The 22,072-nt window shown below is 63.0% G+C and carries 22 protein-coding genes; 10 read left to right on the forward strand and 12 right to left on the reverse strand.

Features of this window, described 5'->3' with window-relative positions:
* Positions 1-137: 137 nt before the first annotated feature.
* Both CCE89_RS08495 and dut read left to right on the forward strand, forming a co-directional pair.
* Positions 138-1,877 carry a bifunctional phosphopantothenoylcysteine decarboxylase/phosphopantothenate synthase gene (locus tag CCE89_RS08495; RefSeq protein ID WP_234990004.1) on the forward strand — a complete coding sequence of 580 codons (1,740 nt, stop codon included), beginning with the start codon at positions 138-140 and terminating at the stop codon, positions 1,875-1,877.
* Complete coding sequence (gene dut, locus CCE89_RS08500; protein WP_086437597.1) at positions 1,849-2,346, forward strand: dUTP diphosphatase; 498 nt, start codon at positions 1,849-1,851, stop codon at positions 2,344-2,346. Before CCE89_RS08495 ends, dut begins: the two co-directional genes overlap by 29 nt.
* Before the next feature lie 7 nt (positions 2,347-2,353).
* On the opposite strand, the gene CCE89_RS08505 is transcribed toward dut, so the two are convergent.
* Positions 2,354-2,911 carry a hypothetical protein gene (locus tag CCE89_RS08505; protein ID WP_143255993.1) on the reverse strand — a complete coding sequence of 186 codons (558 nt, stop codon included), beginning with the start codon at positions 2,909-2,911 and terminating at the stop codon, positions 2,354-2,356.
* Positions 2,912-3,039: 128 nt separating this feature from the next.
* Here CCE89_RS08505 and CCE89_RS08510 point away from each other — a divergent pair, with 128 nt between their 5' ends.
* Entirely contained in the window at positions 3,040-4,104 is a 1,065-nt protein-coding gene (locus CCE89_RS08510) for a winged helix-turn-helix domain-containing protein (protein WP_086437599.1), read from the forward strand.
* 60 nt (positions 4,105-4,164) lie between these two features.
* Here the strand turns inward: CCE89_RS08510 and CCE89_RS08515 are convergent, their stop codons facing one another.
* From CCE89_RS08515 to secB, 4 genes are all read right to left on the reverse strand, one after another.
* Positions 4,165-4,878 (reverse strand): DUF4136 domain-containing protein, encoded by a 714-nt coding sequence (locus CCE89_RS08515; RefSeq protein ID WP_086437600.1) that lies wholly within the window; start codon positions 4,876-4,878, stop codon positions 4,165-4,167.
* A gap of 148 nt (positions 4,879-5,026) precedes the next feature.
* A complete protein-coding gene (gene trpS, locus CCE89_RS08520) occupies positions 5,027-6,046 on the reverse strand; it encodes a tryptophan--tRNA ligase (protein WP_086437601.1) in 1,020 nt (339 codons plus the stop codon).
* 5 nt (positions 6,047-6,051) lie between these two features.
* Positions 6,052-7,623 carry a murein biosynthesis integral membrane protein MurJ gene (murJ, locus tag CCE89_RS08525; protein WP_086437602.1) on the reverse strand — a complete coding sequence of 524 codons (1,572 nt, stop codon included), beginning with the start codon at positions 7,621-7,623 and terminating at the stop codon, positions 6,052-6,054.
* A 24-nt stretch (positions 7,624-7,647) separates the two neighbouring features.
* Entirely contained in the window at positions 7,648-8,187 is a 540-nt protein-coding gene (secB, locus tag CCE89_RS08530) for a protein-export chaperone SecB (RefSeq protein ID WP_086437603.1), read from the reverse strand.
* Between the two features lie 278 nt (positions 8,188-8,465).
* Between secB and CCE89_RS08535 the strand changes: the two genes are divergently transcribed.
* Genes CCE89_RS08535 through CCE89_RS08545 form a run of 3 tightly spaced genes read left to right on the forward strand, consistent with a single transcriptional unit; the run spans position 8,466 to position 10,966 of the window.
* Positions 8,466-9,128: a Tim44/TimA family putative adaptor protein gene (locus CCE89_RS08535; protein ID WP_086437604.1), complete on the forward strand. Its 663-nt coding sequence runs from the start codon at positions 8,466-8,468 to the stop codon at positions 9,126-9,128.
* 24 nt (positions 9,129-9,152) lie between these two features.
* Positions 9,153-10,376 (forward strand): murein transglycosylase A, encoded by a 1,224-nt coding sequence (gene mltA, locus CCE89_RS08540; RefSeq protein ID WP_234990005.1) that lies wholly within the window; start codon positions 9,153-9,155, stop codon positions 10,374-10,376.
* Positions 10,373-10,966, forward strand: a complete 594-nt coding sequence (locus CCE89_RS08545; protein ID WP_086437605.1) for a Smr/MutS family protein — start codon at positions 10,373-10,375, stop codon at positions 10,964-10,966. Before mltA ends, CCE89_RS08545 begins: the two co-directional genes overlap by 4 nt.
* On the opposite strand, the gene CCE89_RS08550 is transcribed toward CCE89_RS08545, so the two are convergent.
* Positions 10,963-11,523, reverse strand: coding sequence for a hypothetical protein (locus CCE89_RS08550; protein WP_086437606.1), 561 nt, complete (start codon positions 11,521-11,523; stop codon positions 10,963-10,965). The genes CCE89_RS08545 and CCE89_RS08550 overlap by 4 nt on opposite strands.
* A 14-nt stretch (positions 11,524-11,537) precedes the next feature.
* Complete coding sequence (locus CCE89_RS08555; protein ID WP_143255994.1) at positions 11,538-12,131, reverse strand: hypothetical protein; 594 nt, start codon at positions 12,129-12,131, stop codon at positions 11,538-11,540.
* A 130-nt stretch (positions 12,132-12,261) separates the two neighbouring features.
* Here CCE89_RS08555 and CCE89_RS08560 point away from each other — a divergent pair, with 130 nt between their 5' ends.
* Positions 12,262-12,723, forward strand: coding sequence for a hypothetical protein (locus tag CCE89_RS08560; RefSeq protein WP_234990006.1), 462 nt, complete (start codon positions 12,262-12,264; stop codon positions 12,721-12,723).
* Positions 12,724-12,916: 193 nt separating this feature from the next.
* Here CCE89_RS08560 and katG read toward each other — a convergent pair whose 3' ends face one another.
* From katG to aroC, 5 genes are all read right to left on the reverse strand, one after another.
* Positions 12,917-15,136: a catalase/peroxidase HPI gene (gene katG / locus CCE89_RS08565; protein WP_086437608.1), complete on the reverse strand. Its 2,220-nt coding sequence runs from the start codon at positions 15,134-15,136 to the stop codon at positions 12,917-12,919.
* Between the two features lie 208 nt (positions 15,137-15,344).
* Positions 15,345-16,934, reverse strand: a complete 1,590-nt coding sequence (ahpF, locus tag CCE89_RS08570; RefSeq protein WP_086437609.1) for an alkyl hydroperoxide reductase subunit F — start codon at positions 16,932-16,934, stop codon at positions 15,345-15,347.
* Positions 16,935-17,113: 179 nt separating this feature from the next.
* On the reverse strand, positions 17,114-17,680 hold the full coding sequence (gene ahpC, locus CCE89_RS08575) for an alkyl hydroperoxide reductase subunit C (RefSeq protein WP_086437610.1): 567 nt from the start codon (positions 17,678-17,680) through the stop codon (positions 17,114-17,116).
* A gap of 190 nt (positions 17,681-17,870) precedes the next feature.
* Positions 17,871-18,155 (reverse strand): PilZ domain-containing protein, encoded by a 285-nt coding sequence (locus CCE89_RS08580; protein ID WP_159456627.1) that lies wholly within the window; start codon positions 18,153-18,155, stop codon positions 17,871-17,873.
* Positions 18,156-18,283: 128 nt separating this feature from the next.
* Positions 18,284-19,372: a chorismate synthase gene (gene aroC / locus CCE89_RS08585; RefSeq protein WP_086437612.1), complete on the reverse strand. Its 1,089-nt coding sequence runs from the start codon at positions 19,370-19,372 to the stop codon at positions 18,284-18,286.
* 99 nt (positions 19,373-19,471) lie between these two features.
* Here aroC and ruvA point away from each other — a divergent pair, with 99 nt between their 5' ends.
* From ruvA to ruvB, 3 genes are read left to right on the forward strand one after another with little or no spacing between them, the layout of a single operon-like run.
* The gene (gene ruvA / locus CCE89_RS08590) at positions 19,472-20,080 is read left to right on the forward strand and encodes a Holliday junction branch migration protein RuvA (RefSeq protein ID WP_086437613.1); all 609 of its coding nucleotides are present in this window, start codon (positions 19,472-19,474) and stop codon (positions 20,078-20,080) included.
* Positions 20,080-20,796, forward strand: coding sequence for a hypothetical protein (locus CCE89_RS15125; RefSeq protein WP_143255995.1), 717 nt, complete (start codon positions 20,080-20,082; stop codon positions 20,794-20,796). Before ruvA ends, CCE89_RS15125 begins: the two co-directional genes overlap by 1 nt.
* On the forward strand, positions 20,796-21,839 hold the full coding sequence (gene ruvB, locus CCE89_RS08600) for a Holliday junction branch migration DNA helicase RuvB (RefSeq protein ID WP_086437615.1): 1,044 nt from the start codon (positions 20,796-20,798) through the stop codon (positions 21,837-21,839). The genes CCE89_RS15125 and ruvB overlap by 1 nt, the downstream gene beginning before the upstream one ends.
* Positions 21,840-22,072 lie beyond the last annotated feature (233 nt).

The raw sequence follows: 22,072 nt of genomic DNA on the forward strand, positions 1-22,072 counted from the left end.
CAGGGTCCAATGGGGTTTAGTGTGCGGCTGCGTTTGCCGCTCCTCCAACGTATCGGGTACGTTATGGGGCAGATTGAATGAAGGGAGCCCGCGAATATCATGCGAGCCTTGCCGAGCATTGGCGGAGTGAAAGTGACGTGAGCGAGTCAGGTCCAAAAATCCTGCTCGTCGTGGGCGGCGGAATCGCTGCCTACAAGTCGTGCGAACTCGTGCGCCTGATCCGGAAGGGTGGCGGTGATGTTACCTGCGTGGTGACCGAGGGCGGACAGCAGTTCGTCACGCCGATGGCGCTGGCCGCGCTCAGCGAAAATCCGGTGCATACCACGCTGTGGGACCTCAAGAACGAAGTCGAGATGGGCCATATCGAGCTCAGCCGCGAGGCCGATCTCGTAGTCGTGTGCCCGGCGACGGCGGATCTCGTCGCCAAGATGGCGGCCGGCATTGCCGACGATCTCGCCACCACGCTGATTCTCGCAACCGACAAGCCGGTCATGGCCGTGCCCGCGATGAATGTGCGGATGTGGGAGCATGAGGCGACCCAGCGCAATGTCACCTGGCTGAGGCAGGCCGGTGTCGAGGTTCTCGACCCCGATGAAGGGCCGATGGCTTGCGGTGAGTTCGGCTATGGCCGACTGCCCGAACCCGAGGTGATCTGGGCGGAAATCGCCAAGCACTTCGGCATCGAGGTCGAGCTTCCCGCGCCGGCTGCTGCACCTGCGGCGGCACCTGTCGAAGACGAGCCGGACGAAGAAGAAATCGAAGCGATCGAGCCCGAGAAAGCACCGCGGGGCGGCGGCCTTGGCGGATTGCTGTCCTCGATCATCCCGCGTTCGACCGCGAAGAAGAGCGCCGAGGAAATCGAAGCCGAGTATCTCGAGGCAGAGGAAGCCGCCGCAGCCGCGGCCGAGGCGGGCGAGGAAGCTGGCGACGACGAAGCGCTGACGGAAGGCGAAGCTGCAGAGCTGCCCGAAGACGATGTCGATCCCGATGCGGTGCCCGACCTGGGCGGACCGCTCATGGCCCAGAAGGGCGCGGCGAAATCCGCTCCACCGACAGATCCCGAGGCGATCAACCACGAGGTCAAGGGCGGCGGCGCTGCGCCGGAGCCGATCGAAGGCGATGCCATCCCCGTTTCGGCAAAACCAGCCGAGATCGAGACCAACGAGGAAGACGCGCTCGCGGGGCAGACCTTCGAGGTAGCCGAGGGCCATCGCCCGCTCGCCGGTCGTCATGTCCTCATCACCGCTGGCCCGACCTGGGAAGCGATCGATCCGGTTCGCTACATCGCCAATCGCTCGTCGGGCAAGCAGGGCTTCGCCATCGCAGCCGCCGCCGCCGCGCTTGGCGCGAAGGTCACGCTTGTCGCCGGCCCCGTATCTCTCAAGACACCGAAGGGTGTCGACCGCATCAATGTCGAGAGCGCCCGCGACATGGCAGAGGTGGTGCGCAATTCGCTACCCGCCGATGCCGCTGTCATGGTCGCCGCAGTCGCCGATTGGCGGCCGAAGGAATATCGCGCCGAGAAGATGAAGAAGCGCGGCTCTGCGCCGCCCGCACTCGTGCTCGAGGAGAACCCCGATATCCTCACCAATGTCGCTGCATCGGACAATCGTCCGCCGCTCGTTATCGGCTTTGCAGCGGAAACCGAAGACGTGCTCGATCACGCCAAGGCGAAGCGCAAGCGCAAGACCTGCGACTGGATCGTGGCGAACGACGTGTCGGGCGATGTGATGGGCGGCGATCTCAACAAGGTACACATCATCGATGCCGAAGGTGTGGAGAGCCTGGACGAAATGCCCAAGCTCGATGTTGCCATGGCGCTGGTTGAGCGGATAGCAACCACCCTCAATGAGCAAGACGCCGAAGCAGCCGAGTAATACGGCCCACACAGATCAGGTCCCCGTCCAGGTCAAGCGACTCCCGCATGGCGAGGGGCTCGATCTGCCGCGCTATGCGACAGCGGGCGCAGCGGGCATGGACATCGTCTCTGCAGAGGAGGTGACACTCGACCCCGGCGCGCGCCATGCAGTGGCGACGGGACTTTCGGTCGCCATTCCGCAAGGGTTCGAGATCCAGGTGCGTCCCCGCTCGGGACTGGCACTCAAGCATGGCATCACTGTCCCCAACACCCCGGGAACGATCGACAGCGACTACCGCGGCGAGCTGAAGATCATCATGATCAACCACGGTGCCGAACCATTCGCGATCGCGCGAGGGGATCGCGTGGCGCAGCTCGTGCTCGCGCCTGTCACGCAGGCTGCATGGGTCGAAGTCGATGAACTGGACGCGACCGAGCGCGGCACGGGCGGCTTCGGATCGACCGGCGGACACGCAAAGCTGAGCTAGTTCACCATTACATCGCCGCCGGCAGGTGCGCGGAGTGGAAGCAGGCCGCCGACGCGCCCCAGATGGTCGCGAAGAATCCGAGCGCACCCCATTCGACTGCATGGCCCGGCATGGTCCAGGTCGCAGCGGCGATACCGACCGCGAACTGGCCGGCAGCGAGAGCGGCCATGATCCACCGCATCCGTTCCGGCCTAAACGAGACGAGCAGGCTGGCCACGATCGCCATGCCAACCATTGCGAGAAAGGCGAGATTGGTTGGTTCGTCCTCGCTCCCGATTATTCCCACCGCCATATTGATCCAGACGGTCAGGAAGGCGCCGAGCGCCGCAAGGGCGATCGCGACCTTGTGCCGCGCGCTTCGGCCGACTCGCAGCGCGATTTCGACACCGGTTCCGAGCGCGGTCAGCAGCACTGCGGCAAACACGAAGTCTGAAGCGGTCCAGTCGACCTCTCCGGTCAGCTGCATTGCAACGGCAGGCAGGCACAGCAGCGCGGCCAGCGCTCCCCAGCCTGCCAGCCGCCAGCCGTTGAAAAGTGTCCGCCCACGGGTCTGAACTTCGGTCATGAATGTCTCCTGCTTGTAGACCGTCGATTGGCCTCGCATCGCAGATCGCGCCCTGAGCGGCATGAGCAATTTGTGAGCAATCACTGAAACACTTCATCATTGCGCGCTCATCGCATAAGCGTCGCTCGATGGGAGATAGCCCGCAATCGCTTTGCTTCGGTGAGTTCACGCTGGACCTCGCGAACCGTCGCCTGACGCGTTCCGGCGTTCAGGTGGAACTGGGCGCGCGCTATTTCGACGCGCTCGTACTCCTCGTCACAGAGGCTGGCTCTCTCGTATCGAAGGACCGCTTCATGGACGAGATCTGGCGCGGGATCCCGGTGACGGACGAGGCGCTGACGCAATGCATTCGGACCTTGCGCCGTGCTCTTGGCGATGATGCATCCAGCCCGCGCTTTATCCAGACCGTTCCCAAGCATGGATATCGCTTCCTGGTCGAGCCGGAGGATGCGGCAGAAAAGGTGATCGCGCCGAACTCGAAATCCGCCAGCCACAGCAAGATGGCGGGCCAGGTCGCTGGGGCGGCGACGCTCGCCGGGGGGCTGGCAGGGGCGGCGGGCGGGATGTTCTATGGCGTCATTGCGAGCCAAGGGGGGGCCTCGATGGTAATGGTCCTGACCGCGCTCGTCGCCGCTTTGGGTGTATTGGCAGGTGCAGGTCTGGGGCTCGGAATGGCGGGGGCGATCGCGTGGCGGGCAAGGCCGGACATGGCGCTCATCCCCGCAGCGGGAATGGGCGGTGTAGTCGCCGGAGCGCTCGGCGGATCACTCGGGCGGGATGGGATCGCCTTGCTGACCAGCGCGCAACTGGGGCCGGTGACAGGGCTTTTCGAAGGACTGGTCCTCGGTTTGGCTGCGGGCCTTGCGTCCTATCTGGCGCTGTCGAAGCGCTTGCACCTGTCGGGTCTCGTCGTCGGCACCGCCGCTGTCATGCTGGGAGCGATCTCTGGCCTGCTGATCGATCTGGTGGGAGGGCGATTGCTGGGTGGTAGCTTGCTGGCTGTCCAGCAGGATCTGGGCGGCACGCGGCTGGCAATCGACCCGACGGCCGGGTTGCTGGCGTGGATCGATTCGGGATGGACGGCGGCTGTGTTCGATTTCGGCGGCGTCACGGCTGTCGCGGAAGCGGCGGTTTTCGTTCTCGCCATTGCGCTCGGGATGGTCGCGGTGCGGGATCACCACAGAGACGCCTAAGAAAAAGGGGCGGCCCCGCGAAGGAACCGCCCCTGAATTGCCTGAAAGGGTGAGCCTTTGTCAGTCGCGGTCGAGCCGGCGGACTGTCTTTTCTTCCGGCTTGATCGTAATCCGCACCGTCTCGCCCGAATTGCCCGGGAAGTCGGTGAACATCGCTTCGACCAGATTCGGCACGAGATACTGCAGCCTGTTCGAAGTCGAGACGGCCTGAGCCTTGCCTTCGAAGAGACGCTCGCCCGATCCGGCTCGCTCGATCTTCATGTCGATACCGCTGGTATAGACGGTGTAGCTGCGCACTTCGGGGCCACCGAACCACGGGTCATAGAAGCCGTAACCCCATGCCGAGCGCAGGGTCGGGCGGTAGTAGTACCGCGAACGTCCGTAGAAGCGCGCGCGCGGCGAATATCCATACCACGGATCGTAGAAGGGATCGGCAAACGCGCTCCCTGTCGTGCGGACACGCTCGCGACCGTTGTCGACGCCATAGTCGAAGCGCACCAGCAGGGTCGCCTTTTCAGGTGCGGCCTGAGTGTAACCCAGACGCTCCATCTGACCCTCTACGAAATCGGCATATTGCGAAAACTCCAGACCTCCGGCGAGGGCAGGATCGTCCGCTACCACGGCGAAGGTTTCGCCTTGCGGAGCGGGAAGTTGCGACTGGAAGCGCGAGACATCCGCCTTGAACGGTGTCGCACAAGCGGCAAGGCTGGCGAGAAGCAGAGGCACGCTGGCCAGCTTCACGGCGCGAGCCTTGTCATTGATTGAGAATTTCATGTCATTACCCTTTTGAGAACAACAGACTCGCAGCGCACCATCCCTCACGCCGGCTCGCAGGCTGTCATCGATAGGGCGTGTTGTAAAGACGGTGTCCTGAACCGGCATTGAACGCGCGGTTCAGGCAAAGCGTAAGTGTTTGAATGGCTTAGCCGCGAACGAGCCCCAGCGCCTTGTAGGTCGCATCGAGCGTCGGTGTGCCGATCTCGCGTGCCTGGGCCGCGCCGCGTGCGAGAATGGCATCGAGCGCCTCGCGATCTTGGAGAAGTTCGACGAAGCGCGTGTTGATCGGCGCGAGCTTTTCGACCAGCAGTTCGCCCAGAGCAGGCTTGAACACGCCGAAGCCCTGCCCGCCGAACCGCGCGAGAACGGCATCGACACTCTCGCCGGACAGCGCGGCGTAGATGCCGACGAGGTTCTGCGCCTCGGCGCGCCCCTCCAGCCCCTTCGCTTCCGACGGCAGCGGCTCAGGGTCGGTCTTCGCCTTCTTCACCTTCTTCATGATCGTGTCGGCATCGTCGACGAGATTGATGCGGCTCATTTCCGAAGGATCGGACTTGCTCATCTTTGCCGTGCCATCACGCAGGCTCATGATCCGCGCCGCTTCGGGCGGGATGATCGGATCGGGCAGCGTGAAGACGGGTGCCTCTTCGGAAGCGAAGTCGTTGTTGAACTTCTGCGCGATGTCCCGCGCCAGTTCGAGGTGCTGCTTCTGGTCCTCGCCCACCGGAACATGCGTCGCCTGGTAGAGCAGGACGTCGGCTGCCTGCAGCACCGGGTAGGTGAACAGCGCGACCGATGCGCCTTCGCGGTTCTTGCCGGACTTGTCCTTGAACTGGGTCATGCGGTTGAGCCAGCCCATGCGGGCCGTGCCGTTGAGCAGCCATTGCAGCTCGGCATGCTGGGGAACCTGCGCCTGATTGAACAGGATCGAGCGGTCCGGGTCGATGCCGCAGGCGACCAGTGCCGCGACCATCTCGAGCGTATTGGAAGCGAGCTCCGCCGGGTCGTGCGGCATCGAGATCGCGTGAAGATCGGCGAGGAAATACAGGCTCTGACCGCCCTGCGCGGCCAAGTCGTCCTGCATCCGCACCCAATTGCGGATAGCCCCCAGGTAATTGCCGAGGTGCAGGTTGCCGGTTGGCTGGATGCCGGAGACGATACGCATGGAAATCAGGGCGCTTTCTTCTTGGTGAGGGTCGCGATTCTCTGCCGGTCGATCGCGCCGACGGCGAAGGCGACCGAGAAATAGACGATGGCCGAGGCAGCGACGAGCGACGCCAGGGCGAACAGCCGCGCGAAGAGTCCGGCTGCGAAATAATCCGTTAGCAGGTCGCGCGCATACCACAAGGTAAGGCCCATGGCGGCAGCGGCGATCAGCTGGCGCAAGACGCGTCCCACAAGCGCCAGCGGGATCCTGTAGTAGTCGCGTTTCACCAGCACCGCGTAGAGGAAGGCGACGTTGATCCACGCGCCGATCACGCTCGCCGCAGCAACACCCAGAACACCCCATCGCTGGAGAAATGCGATGTTGAATGCGACGAATACCGCGAGCGAGATGAAGGCGGCATAGACCGGCGTGCGCGTATCGGCCCGCGCGTAGAAATTGGGCACCAGCACCTTGACCAGCACATAGGCGGGCAGGCCGAGGACGAGAGCTGCAAGAACCTGTCCGGTGATCGCCGCATCGGCCGTGTCGAAGCGGCCACCCTGGAATATCATCGTGACGAATGGCGTGGCGCAAACCGCCAGCGCAACGGCCGCCGGAATGGTCAGCAGCATCGAAAGCTCGATCGCGTCGGACTGAACGCGGTCGGCGCCCTCGCGATTGTCGCCCCCGACGAACTTCGACAGTGTCGGCAGGATCGCGGTCGAGAGGGCGATGCCGATAATGCCGAGCGGCAGCTGGTTGAGTCGGTCGGCGTAGTTCATGTAACTGACCGAACCGCTGTCCAACTGGTTGAGGAAGTAGAGCTGGACCAGCGTGTTGATCTGGTAGGCGCCGCCGCCGATCGCCGCGGGCAGGGCGATGATCGAGAGTCGCTTAACCTCGGGCGTGATCCGCGGCCACATGACCTTCGGGCGGAAACCTTCGACCCGGGTCCAGTAATATAGCCAGGCGAGCTGCATCACCCCTGCACCGGTCACCGCCCAGGCAATGCCATAGGCCACTTGCTCGACGCTCGCCCCGCGCGCCCCGATGAAATACTCACCGGTCAGCAGGGCGGCGATCAGCACGAGGTTGAGGATGATCGGGAAGCTCGCACCGGGGGCGAAGCGCGACACCGAGTTGAGCATTCCGGTGAACAGCGTCACCAGGCTGACCAGCAGGATATAGGGGAACATGATCCGCGCGAAATCGACCGCCATGTCGAACCCGGCAGGATCGATCGGCTTGTCCGCGAGGAGGTAGATCACCCCAGGCATGGCCACCATCATCACTGCGCAGAGCAGGATCAGGACCGGCAGGAACACACTGAGCACGGCATTGGAAAAGCTGCGCGCTTCGTCGATCCCGCCCTCGCCGTGCAAGCGCTTGGAAAACATCGGCACGAAGGCGGCCGAAAAAGCGCCCTCCGCAAACAGTCGGCGGAAGACGTTAGGAATGATGAAGGCCTGAAACCAGGCGTCGGTAACCGCATTGGCGCCGAGCACGCGCGAGAATATCATCTCGCGCGCCATGCCGGCGATGCGGCTGACCATGGTCAGCCCGCCGATCGTCCCGACGTTCTTGAGCAGGCTCACCTTGCCGGCCCCGCTCTTACGCGATCAGGCGTTTCCGCCGGGCGCGGAGGGGGTGCCCCCGGCCGCCGCTTCTTCCTGCTGACGCTTCGCCTGCAGCTGCTGGACGTAGAGGCCGTTGAAGTCGATCGGGTCCATGATCATCGGCGGGAAGCCGGCATCGCGGGTCGCATCGGCAATGATGCTGCGCGCGAAGGGGAAGAGCAGGCGCGGCGCTTCGGCGAAGAGGAAGGCGTGGCCCTGCTCCTCGGGGATATTGCGCAGGCCGACCAGGCCGCAATAGACCAGTTCGACCAGATAGGCGTTGCCCTTGTCGGTCTTGGCGGTGAGGTTGATCTTGAGTTCGACCTCGGTGACTTCTTCGCTGACCTTGTTCGCGCCGATGTTGAACTGCAGGTCGATCTGCGGCTGCTCGGTCCATTGGTAGACGTCGGGCGCGTTCGGATTCTCGACCGACATGTCCTTCACATATTGCGTGATGATGCCGGCGCTCGGCTGGTTGTCGGCACCGTTCGGCGCAGCATCGTTCATGTTCAGATCGGTGAGGATATCGCCTTCGTCGGCCATCGTTCAGGTCTTTCGTGCTTGAATAGTTATGGGGCCGCCAGGTTGAGGCGGTTTGGCCGCGCGGTTAGCACCCTCCTGCATCGCCCGCAACCGAGCCGGCCTCCCTACAGCGACAAAAGGCGATGAAGACGGCAGAATCCCCGGGATCGGACCGAAATAGCGGCAGCTTCGCGCGAAACGTCGTTGTCCATTTGTATTTAACCCCTATTTAGGGCACGAAGGGGCTTAACGCGCGTTACCCATCAAGCGGGAACGCCGCAGACTGGATATTATGTGACGTGATAGTCGAAATTGTCATCCTCGCCATGATCGCAGCCTTTCTGGGGCTGCGGCTCTATTCCGTGCTGGGTCAACGGGCCGAGCATGAAGAAGAGTCGGTGCCGCAACGCTTTGAAAAGCCGGACCAGGACAAGGACGAACGCACCGCGCAGGCGAAGCCTGCTGCGCCCGCCGTGATGCTGCGACCTGTCCAGCTCGACGGTGCCATGCCCGCGGTCGAACGCGGTGTACGTGCAATTGCCGCTGCCGATCCGACGTTCGACATTACTGTCTTCCTCGAAGGGGCGAAGGGCGCCTACGAAATGATCCTCGAGGCCTTCTGGAAGGGCGACAGGGAAACGCTGCGCGAACTGTGCGACGACGATGTCTATGAAAGCTTCGCAGCCGCGATCGATACTCGCGAGGCTGCGGGCCACAAGCTCGACAACAAGCTGATCCGCATCGAGGAAAATCGCATCCGTTCCGCCGAGCTTGACGGGCGCACCGCGCGCGTTGCCGTGCTGTTCGTCTCCGACATCGCAGCCGTGACGCGCGATGCGGAGGGACAGGTCATCGCCGGATCGCTCGACGATGCGATCGAGAGCCGCGACATCTGGACCTTCTCGCGCAATATCGACGCGGCCGATCCCAACTGGGTGCTCGACGAAACCGACGAAGGTTGAGGGCTTTAACGGCGGGAGCAAGTCATGGCGGGTCGCATGCTGTCGAGAGGACTCGCACGTGGCGTGGCTCTGGGTTCGCTCCTCCTTCTTTCCGCCTGTGTGAGGCTGGTTCCCGAGGGCACCCCGCCGCGCACCGCGCTTCCTGCTACACCTGAAGCACCGGTTGTCGAAAGCGCCAGCTTTGCAGGCGTTACTCCCGGACCTGGTATCGGCGCGCTCGGCATATCGGCGCTCGATGCCGGCAACGCGCTCAGCAGTTTTCGCGAGTCCTGCCCGCAGTTGACGAAACGGACCGACGCGAGCGGCCTCACCTCCAGCGCTGACTGGCAGCCCGCCTGCGAGGCAGCTCTGCGCTGGCCGGTGGGCCGGGCAACCGAGTTCTTCCAGGGTTACTTCGAGACCGCCCGGGTCGGCGACGGTTCCGCCTTTGCCACCGGATATTTCGAGCCCGAGATCATGGGTTGCCGCACGCGCCGCCCTGGCTGCGAAACGCCGGTCTATGCAATGCCGCCCGAACTGGTGCGCGCATGGCCTGCCGACATGCCCGAAAGCGAACGCACCGGTCGTCCGCCGCTCGGGCGCTACGATGCCTCGGGCAATTTCGTCCAGTATTACGAGCGGGCCGAGATAGAGCAGGGCGCGCTTGCCGGACGCGGGCTGGAAATTGCCTATGCCGCCGATCCGGTCGAGCTGTTCTTCCTCCAGATCCAGGGTTCGGGCCGATTGCGCACGCCGGAAGGCGAGGTGATCCGCATCGGCTATGCCGGGCAGAACGGGCGCGAATATGTCGGCATCGGAAGCGTCATGCGCGAACGCGGGCTCCTCGGCGATGGCCCGGGGCAATACGCCGGATCGATGCAGGGGATCATGCAATATCTGCGCGAAAACCCGGTGGAAGGCGCGGATCTGATGCGGCTCAACAAGAGCTGGATTTTCTTCCGCGAGCTTACCGGCGACGGCCCGCTAGGTGCATTGGGCGTTCCGGTGCGCCGCGAAAGCTCGGTCGCGGCCGATCCCAAGTTCGTGCCGCTCGGCGCCCCCGTCTGGCTCGACCTCGATCGCAACGAGGCCGACGGATTGTGGATCGCGCAGGATACAGGCGGCGCGATCAAGGGTGCCAACCGTTTCGATACATTCTGGGGCGCTGGCGAAGATGCCCGAACCATCGCTGGCGGCATGAGCGGGCGCGGCAATGCACTGATCCTGCTGCCCAAGGGAACGGTCGCGCGCCTCAACCGCGCTCGATGACCGCACCGCGCGGCCTGTCGGCGGAAGAAAGCGCTGCGTGGGAGAAGCTCGCGGCCAGCGTCACGCCGCTTGCCGGACGAAAGATCATCAGTCCCAAGGGCGCGCATGCGGGGAGGGAGGCCGAGCCTGCCTCCACGGTCAAGGTCTCCGAGCCTGCCACATTGCGCCGCAAGCCGCGCCAGCCTGCGCCCCTTTCAAAACGGCAACCAGCAAAGCCTGCTCCCGTGCCAGCGGCCTCGCCCAGCGGTGGTCTCGACGGCCATTGGGATCGCAAGCTCAAGTCGGGGGCATTGGTGCCCGATTATACGCTCGACCTGCATGGCCACACGCTCGACGCGGCCTATGACCGCCTGCTTCACGGGATCGACCAGGCGCGCGCTATGGATGCGCGAGTCGTCCTGCTGATCGCGGGCAAGAGCCGCCCGGTCGATCCTGCGGATCGCGGGGCGAGGCGCGGTGCGATCCGCGCCAAGATTCTCGACTGGCTGGCTGCGAGCCGTCATTCCGACGTGATCGGTGCGGTCAGAAAGGCCCATCGCCGCCACGGGGGCGAGGGTGCGCTCTATCTGGTGCTCAAGCGCGCGCGCTAGCTGCCCGGTGCGGCCTCCGCCTCAACCGGAATGCGCGCCTCGCGATCGAGCCGGGCAACCAGTTCGGTCCCTGCAGGGATCACTGCGCTCTTTCCCGTGATGAAACCAAGCCCGGTGAATGCGCTGAGAACGGTGGCGACCTCGGCATTGCTTTGGCCTGCTTCGCCAAGCTCGCCCGACAGGCGCACCGGACCTGCGGGCAGATCGAGATAGAGCATGCGTGCGGCAAGTTTTCCCGCGCGGCCCATCCAACCCTTCTTCTCGGCTAGGGTCAGTTCGGCGACTGCAGGCGTGCCTCGGGGCAGCACCACACGGCCATCAATCACGTAATCCTCGGCCACCTCGAGCCTCACGAGGTCGCCCTTGCGCGCTGTCTTGCTGGATACTTCCTCGAGAGTGCGCAGCGGTACGTCTGACCCGACGGGAAGGGCGATGCGGTGGGGCACTGCCACCGGTGCCACCTCTGCCGTATCGGCGCTCGCTTCGGTGTCCTGTGCGCAGAGCGGCGCGGCCAGAAGCGCCAGAGATGCGGCGCCAAGCGCCAGTCTACTCGGCATCGCCCAGCGCCAATCTACTCGGCATCGCCCAGCACCACGTCTTCGCTTACGAAGGCGGTCATCATCTCACCCGCCTTGATCTTGGCGTTATTGCCCTTGGCAAACAGGCCGAGCGGACCCATCGCCAGCACGCCGAGGATCGTCTCGCCTTTCCCCGATGCGCCGTTCGAACTGGTGCCACCCTCCAGCGGGATTTCGCGACCGTCGAGGTCGATATGGCTGAGCTTCGCCTCCAGCTTTCCGCGCTTCCCGACATTGCCGCTTTTCTCGGCATCGGTCAGCTCGCCCCATGCGGTCGCGCCCACCGGTATGAGCTCGCGCCCGTCGACCACGACGGCTTCGTTGACGCGCAAGGGGAAGCGATGTCCCGCTGCATGATCCTTGGTCGACACCTCGTTCAGCACCATCAGGCGCACCGGCGTATCGCGCGGAATGACGAGCGGTGGCGGACCAGGCTCCGACTTTTCCATTGGAGTATTGGGCGCGGTGAGCGTCTGGTCTTCGGTCTCGGCGATCACCTGTGTATCCGCCTCGCTCCCGACTGCCTTTTCCACCGGCAGCGCGGCTGACTGCAAGGCCAGCGCCAAACCAATAGTTGTAAAAATCATGCGCCCCCCGCTTTTCGATCATGCCGGCTTTAGCCATGACTGATCGGACGCGAGAATTAATTGACTTTTCTTGCGAATGCCAGAAATATTCGTTCACCCAATGGGGGGTATATTCCTTGGAAGGGATACAATGAAAACCAGAATATTCGCTGCGGCCGTGCTGGCTGCTGCTGTCGCACTGCCTTCTACCGCCGTATATGCCGACAATCACAAGGCGGAAAAAGTCGTGAACGAGGAAGTGGGCGTGCCCGTCTTCCCCTATGATATCACCGACAAGCCCTACAAGGTCGTCGGCCCGGTCAAGGCGGGTGTTCGCAAGGCGACGATCTTCAGCAAGGAACCGTCGCAGAAGAAGATCTACAAGGAACTGTGGGAACGCGGCGAGAAGATGGACGCAGACGCCGTGGTCAACGCGAGCTATGGCGACAGCCACATGACCGCGTTCAGCTGGGGCAAGACCAATGCGCTCGGCATTGCGGTACGCTTCCTCACCAAGGAAGAGATCGCAGCAGGCGAGAAGGGCGATACCGCGCCGGCTGCAGCGGACTTCACCGAGGAAATGTTCGAGAACGCGAACCAGAAATCCGGCTAGGCCGGCGATACTTTCGCAAACAGATCGGGGGCGGCGGAGCGATCCGGCGCCCCTTTTTGTCTGGCGCGCATGGGGCTGACCGATTTTGTCCCGGCAAACGCAAAAGCCCCCGACATTCCGCGAGGAAGTGCCGAGGGCTCCTTGCGACCCTGAAGAGCTTGAAACCCGTCAGGTCGTTATGTTTCGCCTGCGATTATTTGTGATACTTCGCGCAGCGGATGTCGAAACGGTCGGCATCCATCACCTTGGTCCAGGCCGAGACGAAGGTGTCGACGAACTTCTGTTCGCCGCCGTTTTCGGCAAAGACTTCGGAGATCGCGCGCAGCTGAGAGTTTGAACCGAAGACGAGGTCGGTGCGCGTCCCGCGGTACTTCTCTTCGCCTGTCTTGCGGTCGCGGCCGACGAATTCCTCGTCGCCGCTCTCGTCCACCGTCTCCCACCTGTTGCCCATGTCGAGCAGGTTGACGAAGAAGTCGGTGCTCAGCACGCCCGGACGATCGGTGAAGACACCGATTTTCGAACCGTGGTCGGCATGGTGGCTGACGGCACCAAGCGCGCGCATCCCGCCGACCAATGCGGTCATCTCGGGGATCGAGAGACCGAGCAGCTGGGCACGGTCGATCAGCATGTCCTCGGTCTTCACGTTCGCCTTGGTCTTCAGATAATTCCGGAAACCATCGGCGAACGGTTCGAGCGGCTCGAAGCTGTCGACATCGGTCTGCTCGTCGGTCGCATCGCCGCGGCCCGTGGTGACATCGACCTTGACGTCGAATCCGCCGTCCTTCGCTGCTTTCTCGATCGCTGCCGCGCCGCCCAGCACGATGGCATCGGCCATCGAGAGGTCGCCGCGGATTTCATCGAGCTTCGACAGAACCTTGGACAGTTCCTCCGGATCGTTGACCGCCCAGTCCTTCTGCGGAGCGAGGCGGATGCGGGCGCCATTGGCGCCGCCGCGATGGTCCGAATTGCGGTAGGTCGAGGCCGAAGCCCAGGCTGCCTTCACAAGTTCGCTGACGGTGAGACCGCTATCGAGCACCTTGGACTTGAAGTCCGCAACGGCGCTGTCCGAAGGCGTGGTGCCAGCGGGAACCGGATCCTGCCAGATCAGGTCTTCCTCGGGCACTTCGGGGCCCATGTAGCGAACCTTCGGACCCATGTCGCGGTGGCAAAGCTTGAACCATGCGCGGGCAAAGGCATCGTCGAGCGCCGCCTGGTCGTCGCGAAAACGCTCGGAGATCGCCCGATAGGCCGGATCGCGCTTCAGCGCCATGTCGGCAGTGGTCATCATCGTCGGCACCTTCTTCGAAGGATCGCGCGCGTCGGGCGCCATGTCTTCGGGATCGGGATCGATCGGCTGCCACTGGTTCGCGCCTGCAGGGCTCTGCACCAGCTCGTATTCATATTTGAACAGCAGGCGGAAATAGTCGCCGCCCCACTCGGTCGGGTTAGGCGTCCAGGCGCCTTCGATACCCGAAGTGGTAATCTGACCCTTGCCGATTTCCTCGGCGTCGGTCAGCCAGCCGAAGCCCTGAAGCGCGAGAGCTTCGCTTTCCGGTGCACCGCCGAAGCTGTCTGCAGGCTTGGCGCCATGGGCTTTGCCGAAAGCATGACCGCCAGCGGTCAGCGCCACGGTTTCCTCGTCATTCATGGCCATGCGCGCGAAGGTTTCCTTCATGTCGCGCGCCATGCCCTCGGGGTCGTGCGGATTGCCGCCCGGACCCTCGGGATTGACGTAGATGAGACCCATCTGGATCGCGGCGAGCGGATTGTCGAGCGCCTTGCCCTCATCGGGATTGATGCGCGTTTCGACGCCTTCGTCGACCCACTTCTCTTCGGTGCCCCAGTATACCGTCTCGGGCTCGTAGACGTCCTTGCGACCGCCGCCGAAGCCGAACACCGGGCCGCCCATCGATTCGATCGCGACATTGCCGGTCAGGATGAAGAGATCGGCCCAGCTGATGTTCTTGCCGTATTTCTGCTTGATCGGCCACAGCAGGCGGCGCGCCTTGTCGAGGTTGCCGTTGTCGGGCCAGCTGTTGAGCGGAGCGAAGCGCTGCTGCCCGCTGCCTGCGCCGCCGCGACCGTCGCCGGTGCGATAGGTGCCGGCTGCGTGCCAGGCCATGCGAATGAAGAACGGACCGTAGTGGCCGTAATCGGCCGGCCACCAGTCCTGGCTGTCGGTCATCAGCGCTTTCAGGTCTTCCTTGAGCGCCTTGTAATCGATCGTGTTGAAAGCTTCGGCATAGTCGAAGTCCTCGCCATGCGGGTCGGCCGACTTGCCTTCCTGCGTGAGGATTTCGAGGTTGAGCGAGTCGGGCCACCAATCGCGGTTGGTGCGGCCAAGCAGGCTGCGTACGCCTCCATCTCCGTGGAAGGGGCAGCCGCCGCTCATTTCTCCGGTCTTCGCGTCCATGATCTCTCTCCTCTGGAATTGGGGGACTCGGTGTCAGTCTATATCGGTAAGGATGATCCTCGTTCGGTAAATAATCCAATCGATTAATTTTGTATGTTTGATTGAAGCAGGCGATCATTGATCGTCGTCAAACGCCCACGCAAAAACGCCGCCCTCCTATTAGGAAAGCGGCGCCTTTGAAGTTGGTTCCCCTCGCGAGGAGGGTGGCTCAGGCTGCCTGAGCGATTTCGTCTTTCGGCTCGTTGCGGATGAGATAGTCGAAAGCCGAAAGGCCTGCACTCGATCCACCGCCCATCGCGACGACGATCTGCTTGTAGGGCGTCGTGGTCACGTCGCCTGCGGCAAAGATGCCGGGCAGGTTTGTCTTGCCCTCTTCGTCGGTGACGATTTCGCCGAATTTCGACAGCTCGAGGCCCGATTCCTGCAGCCACTCGGTATTGGGGACGAGGCCGATCTGGACGAACACGCCTTCCAACTCGATCCGGCGCTCGTCGCCCGAATTGCGGTCCTTGAGCATCAGTCCGTTCACGCGGCTGCCGTCGCCAAGAATCTCGGTCGTCTGACCGGAGGTGATGATCTCGACATTGCTCATGCTGCGCAGCTTGGCCTGCAACACCTCGTCGGCGCGCAGCTTGCTGTCATATTCGATCAGCGTGACGTGGCCGACGATCTTGGCAAGGTCGATCGCCGCCTCGACGCCCGAATTGCCGCCGCCGATCACCGCGATGCGCTTGCCCTTGAACAGCGGACCGTCGCAGTGCGGGCAGTATGCCACACCCTTGTTGCGATATTCCGTTTCTCCGGGAACGCCGAGATTGCGCCAGCGCGCACCGGTCGCGAGGATCAGCGAGCGCGCCTTGAGTGTCGCGCCATTGGCCAGCGTCAGCTCGTGCATGCCGCCAGCCTCGCTCGCCGGTCGCAGTTCGGTCGCGCGGGCAAGGTTCATCACGTCGATGTCGTAATCACCGACATGCTTTTCGAGGTCGCCTGCAAGCTTGGGCCCTTCGGTGTAGGGCGTGCCGGGCAGGTTCTCGATCCCGAGCGTGTCGTGCAGCTGGCCGCCGAACCGTTCGGCCGCAATGCCGGTGCTGAAGCCCTTGCGCGCGGTGTAGATGGCCGAGGCAGCGCCCGCGGGGCCGCCACCGACGATCAGCACTTCGAACGGCTCCTTGGCCGACAGCTTTTCTGCGGCCTTGGCGTCGGCGCCGGTGTCCAGCTTCGCGAGGACTTCGGCGAGTTCCATCTTGCCGTTGTAGAAGCTTTCGCCGTTGAGGAAGGTCGCGGGCACTGCGAGCACGCCGCGTTCCTCGACCTCGTCCTGGAAGGTGCCGCCTTCGATCAGCGTTGCGGTGATGCGCGGATTCTCGAGCGCCATCAGCGTCAGCGCCTGCACCACGTCCGGGCAGTTGTGACAGCTCAGCGAGAAATACATCTCGAAATTGAAATCGCCTTCAAGCCCGCGAACCTGTTCGAGCAGGTCGGCGTCGACCTTGGGCGGGTGGCCGCCGGCCCACAGCAGGGCAAGCACCAGCGAGGTGAACTCGTGCCCCATCGGAAGACCGGCAAAGCGGACCCACTTTTCCGCATCGCTTGCGCGGCGGATGATGAAGCTGGGTGCGCGCTCGTCACGACCGTCGAAGCTTGCGGTCACCATTTCGTGAAGCTCGGCGATCTCGGTCAGGAGTTCGCGAGTCTGCTGGGACTTCTCGCCCTCGTCCAGCGTCGCGACAAGTTCAATCGGCTCGCGAAGGTTCGCAAGGTACTGCTTGAGCTGGGTCTGCATCGCTTGATCGAGCATGGCGGGTCCTTTCGGCAATTATCATTGTCAGGTCCGGACGGGCCGGAGAGGTAATGAGATCCGGGACGGCGGGAGGGGGAGGGAGGGTCCGCCCCGGATCTCGATGCGACCCGAGAGCTATGCTCGGGCAGGTTCCGGCACGCCGGAGGAATGGCGCGCCGGAGCTTTTCGCGTGTCGCTTAGATCTTGCCGACGAGGTCGAGCGAGGGAGCCAGCGTGTCGCTGCCTTCTTCCCAGGCTGCCGGGCAGACCTGGCCGGGGTTTGCGCGGACGTACTGTGCCGCCTTGATCTTGCGGGTCAGTTCGTTGGCGTTGCGGCCGACACCCTCGCAGGTGATTTCCATGATCTGGATCACGCCGTCGGGATCGACGACGAAGGTCGCACGGTCGGCGAGGCCCATTTCCTCACGCAGCACGCCGAAGTTGTTCGACAGCGTGTGAAGCTGGTCGCCAAGGAAGGCGAACTTCAGCTTGCCGATCTTTTCCGAGGTGTCGTGCCATGCCTTGTGGCTGAAGTGCGTGTCGGTCGAGACGGCGAAAACTTCGACGCCCATCGACTGCAGCATCTCATACTTTTCGCCGAGGTCTTCGAGCTCGGTCGGGCAGACGAAGGTGAAGTCTGCGGGATAGAAGAAGAAGACGGCCCACTTGCCTTCGATGTCCTTCTCGGTGACGTCGAAGAAGTCCTTGTCGGCCTGGAATGCGGTCGCCTTGAACGGTTTGATGGTCGATCCGATGATACCCATGAATTGTTCCTTTTCCGGTGTGTTTCGGGTTGAAATCTCGCACACCAGATAGGCGTTGTTGCAACGCACAAAAGCGATATGTTGCGATTGCTAAGATTGAAATTTTCGATCAGCGACGGGTAAGTTTTGCTAAGTGCAACTCACAACAAAGTTTATTGCGTTTGATGCAACTCAACCGCTTCGCCCGGCTTCAATCAATGGCGCCGGAGATCTGGTCCACGGCTTCTTCGGTGATCGGGCGATGAAACTTCACGCCGCATTCGCCATCGGCGACCCAGGCGATCTGGCCGCTCGCCATTTCCAGGCCGGCAAGGCTGACGATGATCGTGCTGCCGGTCTTGGCGAGCGCGCTATCGGTGCTGAGGCGGCAGCCGCTTACCGAAATGTCGCGGACCAGCACCCTGAAATCCGATCCCGGAATGGTGGCGATTGCCGTTCGGCTGGTCGAGACCCGTTCACTCTTACGCGTAGGCAATCCACTTCCCCCGCATGACCCGTTGCATGCGCTTACCCGCGGTTTGCGGAGCCCGAAAGTGAGGGCGACAAAGATTTACATTTGTCGGAAACGAGAATGCGGGGTGGTTCGGCCGGGGCCGGGGCGGGCTAGCCGCTTGCTGTCTGCGCCCTGTGCAGCAGCTTCTGGTCGGCAAGGACAAGGGCCATCATCGCTTCGACGACGGGCGTCCCGCGAATACCGACGCAGGGGTCATGGCGGCCCTTGGTGCGGACCTCGGTCGCCTCGCCATCCGATGTGATCGATTCAACCGGTGTAAGGATCGAGCTGGTTGGCTTGAACGCGACGCGGCACACCACCGGCTGGCCCGTCGAGATGCCGCCTGCCGTGCCTCCGGCGTGATTGGCGAGGAATTGCGGAGCGCCGTCATTGCTCCCTTCGGGTGCCGGGCGCATCGGGTCGGCGTTCTGCTCGCCGGTCAGCCGCGCGGCTTCGAACCCGTCTCCGATCTCGACGCCCTTGGTGGCATTGATGCTCATCATCGCGGCGGCCAGTTCGCTGTCGAGCTTGGCATAGACCGGTGCGCCCCATCCCGCCGGTACGCCCGTCGCAACGCACTCCACGATCGCACCCAGCGACGAACCTGCCAGCCTCGCATCGTCGACGAGTCCCTCCCAGCGCTTCGCCGCTTCAGCATCGGGGCAGAAGAACGGGTTCTGGGTGATCTGGCCGTAGTCGATATTGTCGCGGTCGATCGCATCGCCGCCTAGCTCGCAGACATAGGCGGTGATCGTGACTTCGGGGATGATCAGCCGCGCCACCGCACCTGCCGCCACCCTTGCCGCGGTTTCGCGCGCGCTTGACCGCCCGCCGCCGCGATAGTCGCGGATGCCGTATTTCGCGTCATAGGCGTAATCGGCATGTCCCGGGCGATAGGCCTGGGCGATCTCCGAGTAATCTTTCGACCGCTGATCGGTGTTCTCGATCATCAGATGGATCGGCGTGCCTGTCGTCTGGCCCTCGAACACGCCCGACATGATCTTCACCAGATCGGCTTCCTGCCGCTGGGTCGTGAACTTGCTCTGGCCCGGGCGGCGCGCGTCCATGAAGGGCTGGATGTCCTCTTCCGACAGCGCAATGCGCGGCGGGCAGCCATCGAGCACCGCGCCGAGGCCCGGCCCATGGCTTTCCCCCCAGGTGGTGAAGCGCAGCACGCGTCCGAATGTGTTCCAGCTCATGGGCTCGCCTCATGTCGCAACTGTGGGCCGCTGTCCATAATCACTGGACCAAGCAGTTCTTTACGCGCAAGAACAAAGCATGCCCAAGGGACACGAAAAATGATCGCAAAGCTATCGGGGCGGCTCGACGAGACTGGCGAGGACTGGGCGATCGTCGACGTGCAGGGCGTGGGCTATCTCGTCCATTGTTCGACCAAGACGCTCAGCGCGCTGGGCGAAGTAGGCGAGGCCTGCACGATCCACACCGACCTGCAGGTGAGCGAAAACGACATGCGGCTGCTCGGATTTGCCGAAAGCGCGGAGCGCGACTGGTTCCGCATGCTTACGCAGGTGCAGGGCGTGGGGAGCAAGGTCGCGCTGGCGGTGCTCTCGGCGCTCTCGACCGGCGAGTTGCGCGATGCCTGCGCGGCGCAGGACGCGGCGACCGTCGCCCGGGCCAAGGGTGTCGGGCCGAAAATGGCGAGCCGTATCGTCAACGAGCTGAAGGACAAGGCAGGCGCGCTGTCCGGCGGCGGCATGGCTGGCGTGCCTGCGGGCACCGTGTCACCTGCGGGCGGGGCGAGCGCAGATGCGGTGAGCGCGCTCGAAAACCTCGGCTTCAAACCCGCGATCGCGGCACAGGCCGTGGCGCGCGCCCAAAGCGAGCTGGGCGAAGATGCGAGCGAAAGCGAGTTGATCCGCGTGGCGCTGAAACGGGCGGCGGGGTGATGGCAGATACCGCACTAGCCAGATGTGACGTTTCTGCTGATTGGGCAAATGACTTCAGTCAGTGTCTATACGAATGGCAGACTCTAGAAGCTGCGACGTTGGCGACAATAGCAGCAGCGATTACCATTTGGTTGCTTTGGACCCAGATCCAGCGCTCTGATCGTCTCGAACGCGCCCGTTTGAATCGAGAGCATCAAGCGAACCGATTTTTAATGGCCCACACGCTTTCGACAATTTCGGAATATTCAGAAGAGGTAATTCAAAGCCTTGATGAAGCTAGATCAATCAGAAAAGCGGGAAGGCTTCGCGGCAACTGGAGTCCTCCAGTTTTTCCGCATGAAGCCATTGAAAGTCTTGCTGATTTTTTGAGAACGAGTGAGAACGAGCCTGTCAACCAACTCGTTGGCGAATTGGTCAGCCAACTACAGATCCTGAATGCGCGATTGGAATCGCTCATAAGGGAAGAGCAAACCTATAGGATTGGTGTAAACTTCAATATTGCTGAGTATCAAATCCAGGCTGCGAAGATCAGGCAGGTATGTGGGGCACTTTTCCCTTACGCGAGGACACAATCTGATTCGGCACCAATTGCTCTTGAACGTGCAGCGGTCGTTTCATCGCTTGAGTTTTCAGATGCTGGCAACGATGATCAAGACTTTGTGAATGCGATTGCCGCTTTCGGTAAGGGGGGCGCCACTTGGTGGCCCCACGACTAATGACTGATCCCGTGCCCATCCACTCGCCCGAACGGCAGGCCGACGATCCCGATGCGGCGCTGCGCCCGAAATCGCTCGACGAGTTCATCGGGCAGGAGGCGGCGCGCGACAACCTGCGCGTCTTCATCGAAAGCGCCAAATCGCGCGGCGAGGCGATGGACCACACGCTGTTCTTCGGCCCGCCCGGCCTCGGCAAGACCACGCTCGCGCAGATCATCGCCAGGGAACTGGGCGCGGGTTTTCGCGCCACCAGCGGCCCGGTTATCGCCAAGGCTGGCGACCTTGCCGCCCTGCTGACCAATCTCGAACCGCATGACGTGCTCTTCATCGACGAGATCCACCGTCTCAATCCCGTGGTCGAGGAAGTGCTCTATCCGGCGATGGAAGACCGGGCGCTCGACATCATCATCGGGGAGGGGCCGGCGGCGCGAAGTGTGCGTATCGACCTGCCGCCCTTCACGCTGATCGGCGCGACGACGCGACAAGGCCTGCTGACGACGCCCTTGCGCGATCGCTTCGGCATTCCGGTGCGACTGAACTTCTACACCCATGACGAGCTCGACCAGGTCGTGACGCGCGGTGCGCGCCTGCTCGGCATGAATATCGAACCCGCGGGCGCGCGCGAGATTGCGCGGCGTTCGCGCGGCACGCCGCGTGTTGCAGGCCGCCTGCTGCGGCGGGTGCGCGACTTTGCCCATGTGGCGGGTGAAAAGACCGTAACCCGCGCGCTGGCAGACGATGCGCTGACCCGTCTCGAGATCGATTCCCTCGGGCTCGACGCCATGGACAGGCGCTATCTTCTCATGATCGCAGGTACTTACAAGGGCGGCCCTGTCGGTGTGGAGACTCTCGCGGCAGGGCTGGCTGAACCGCGCGACACGGTCGAGGAAGTGGTCGAGCCCTACCTCATCCAGCTCGGCCTGTTAGCCCGCACTGCACGCGGGCGGATGCTCAACGACGCTGGATGGAATCACCTGGAAATGTCTCCACCCAGAGATTCGCAGGGTGGTTCGCAAACCGGCTTGTTTGACGGAAATCCTTAATTTCCGGGCAACTATTGTCCGCGAATCGGTTCCAATACGGGACAAGTCGCGGTTTCACGCGGGGCGCGGCGCAAAAAAGCGACGTCGCGCCTGCCGTATCATGGTTAATCGCGTTGCTGCAGCTGACTAACCGCTTTCAATTGATGGCACAGGAATAGGTGAATTGCCGGAGACGCCGGCGGATCGTCTGTTCGACCAAGCAATTGAGAGTGACGATCCATGTCGGTTAAAAT

Source organism: Altererythrobacter xiamenensis (assembly GCF_900177715.1).
Taxonomy (GTDB): domain Bacteria; phylum Pseudomonadota; class Alphaproteobacteria; order Sphingomonadales; family Sphingomonadaceae; genus Erythrobacter; species Erythrobacter xiamenensis.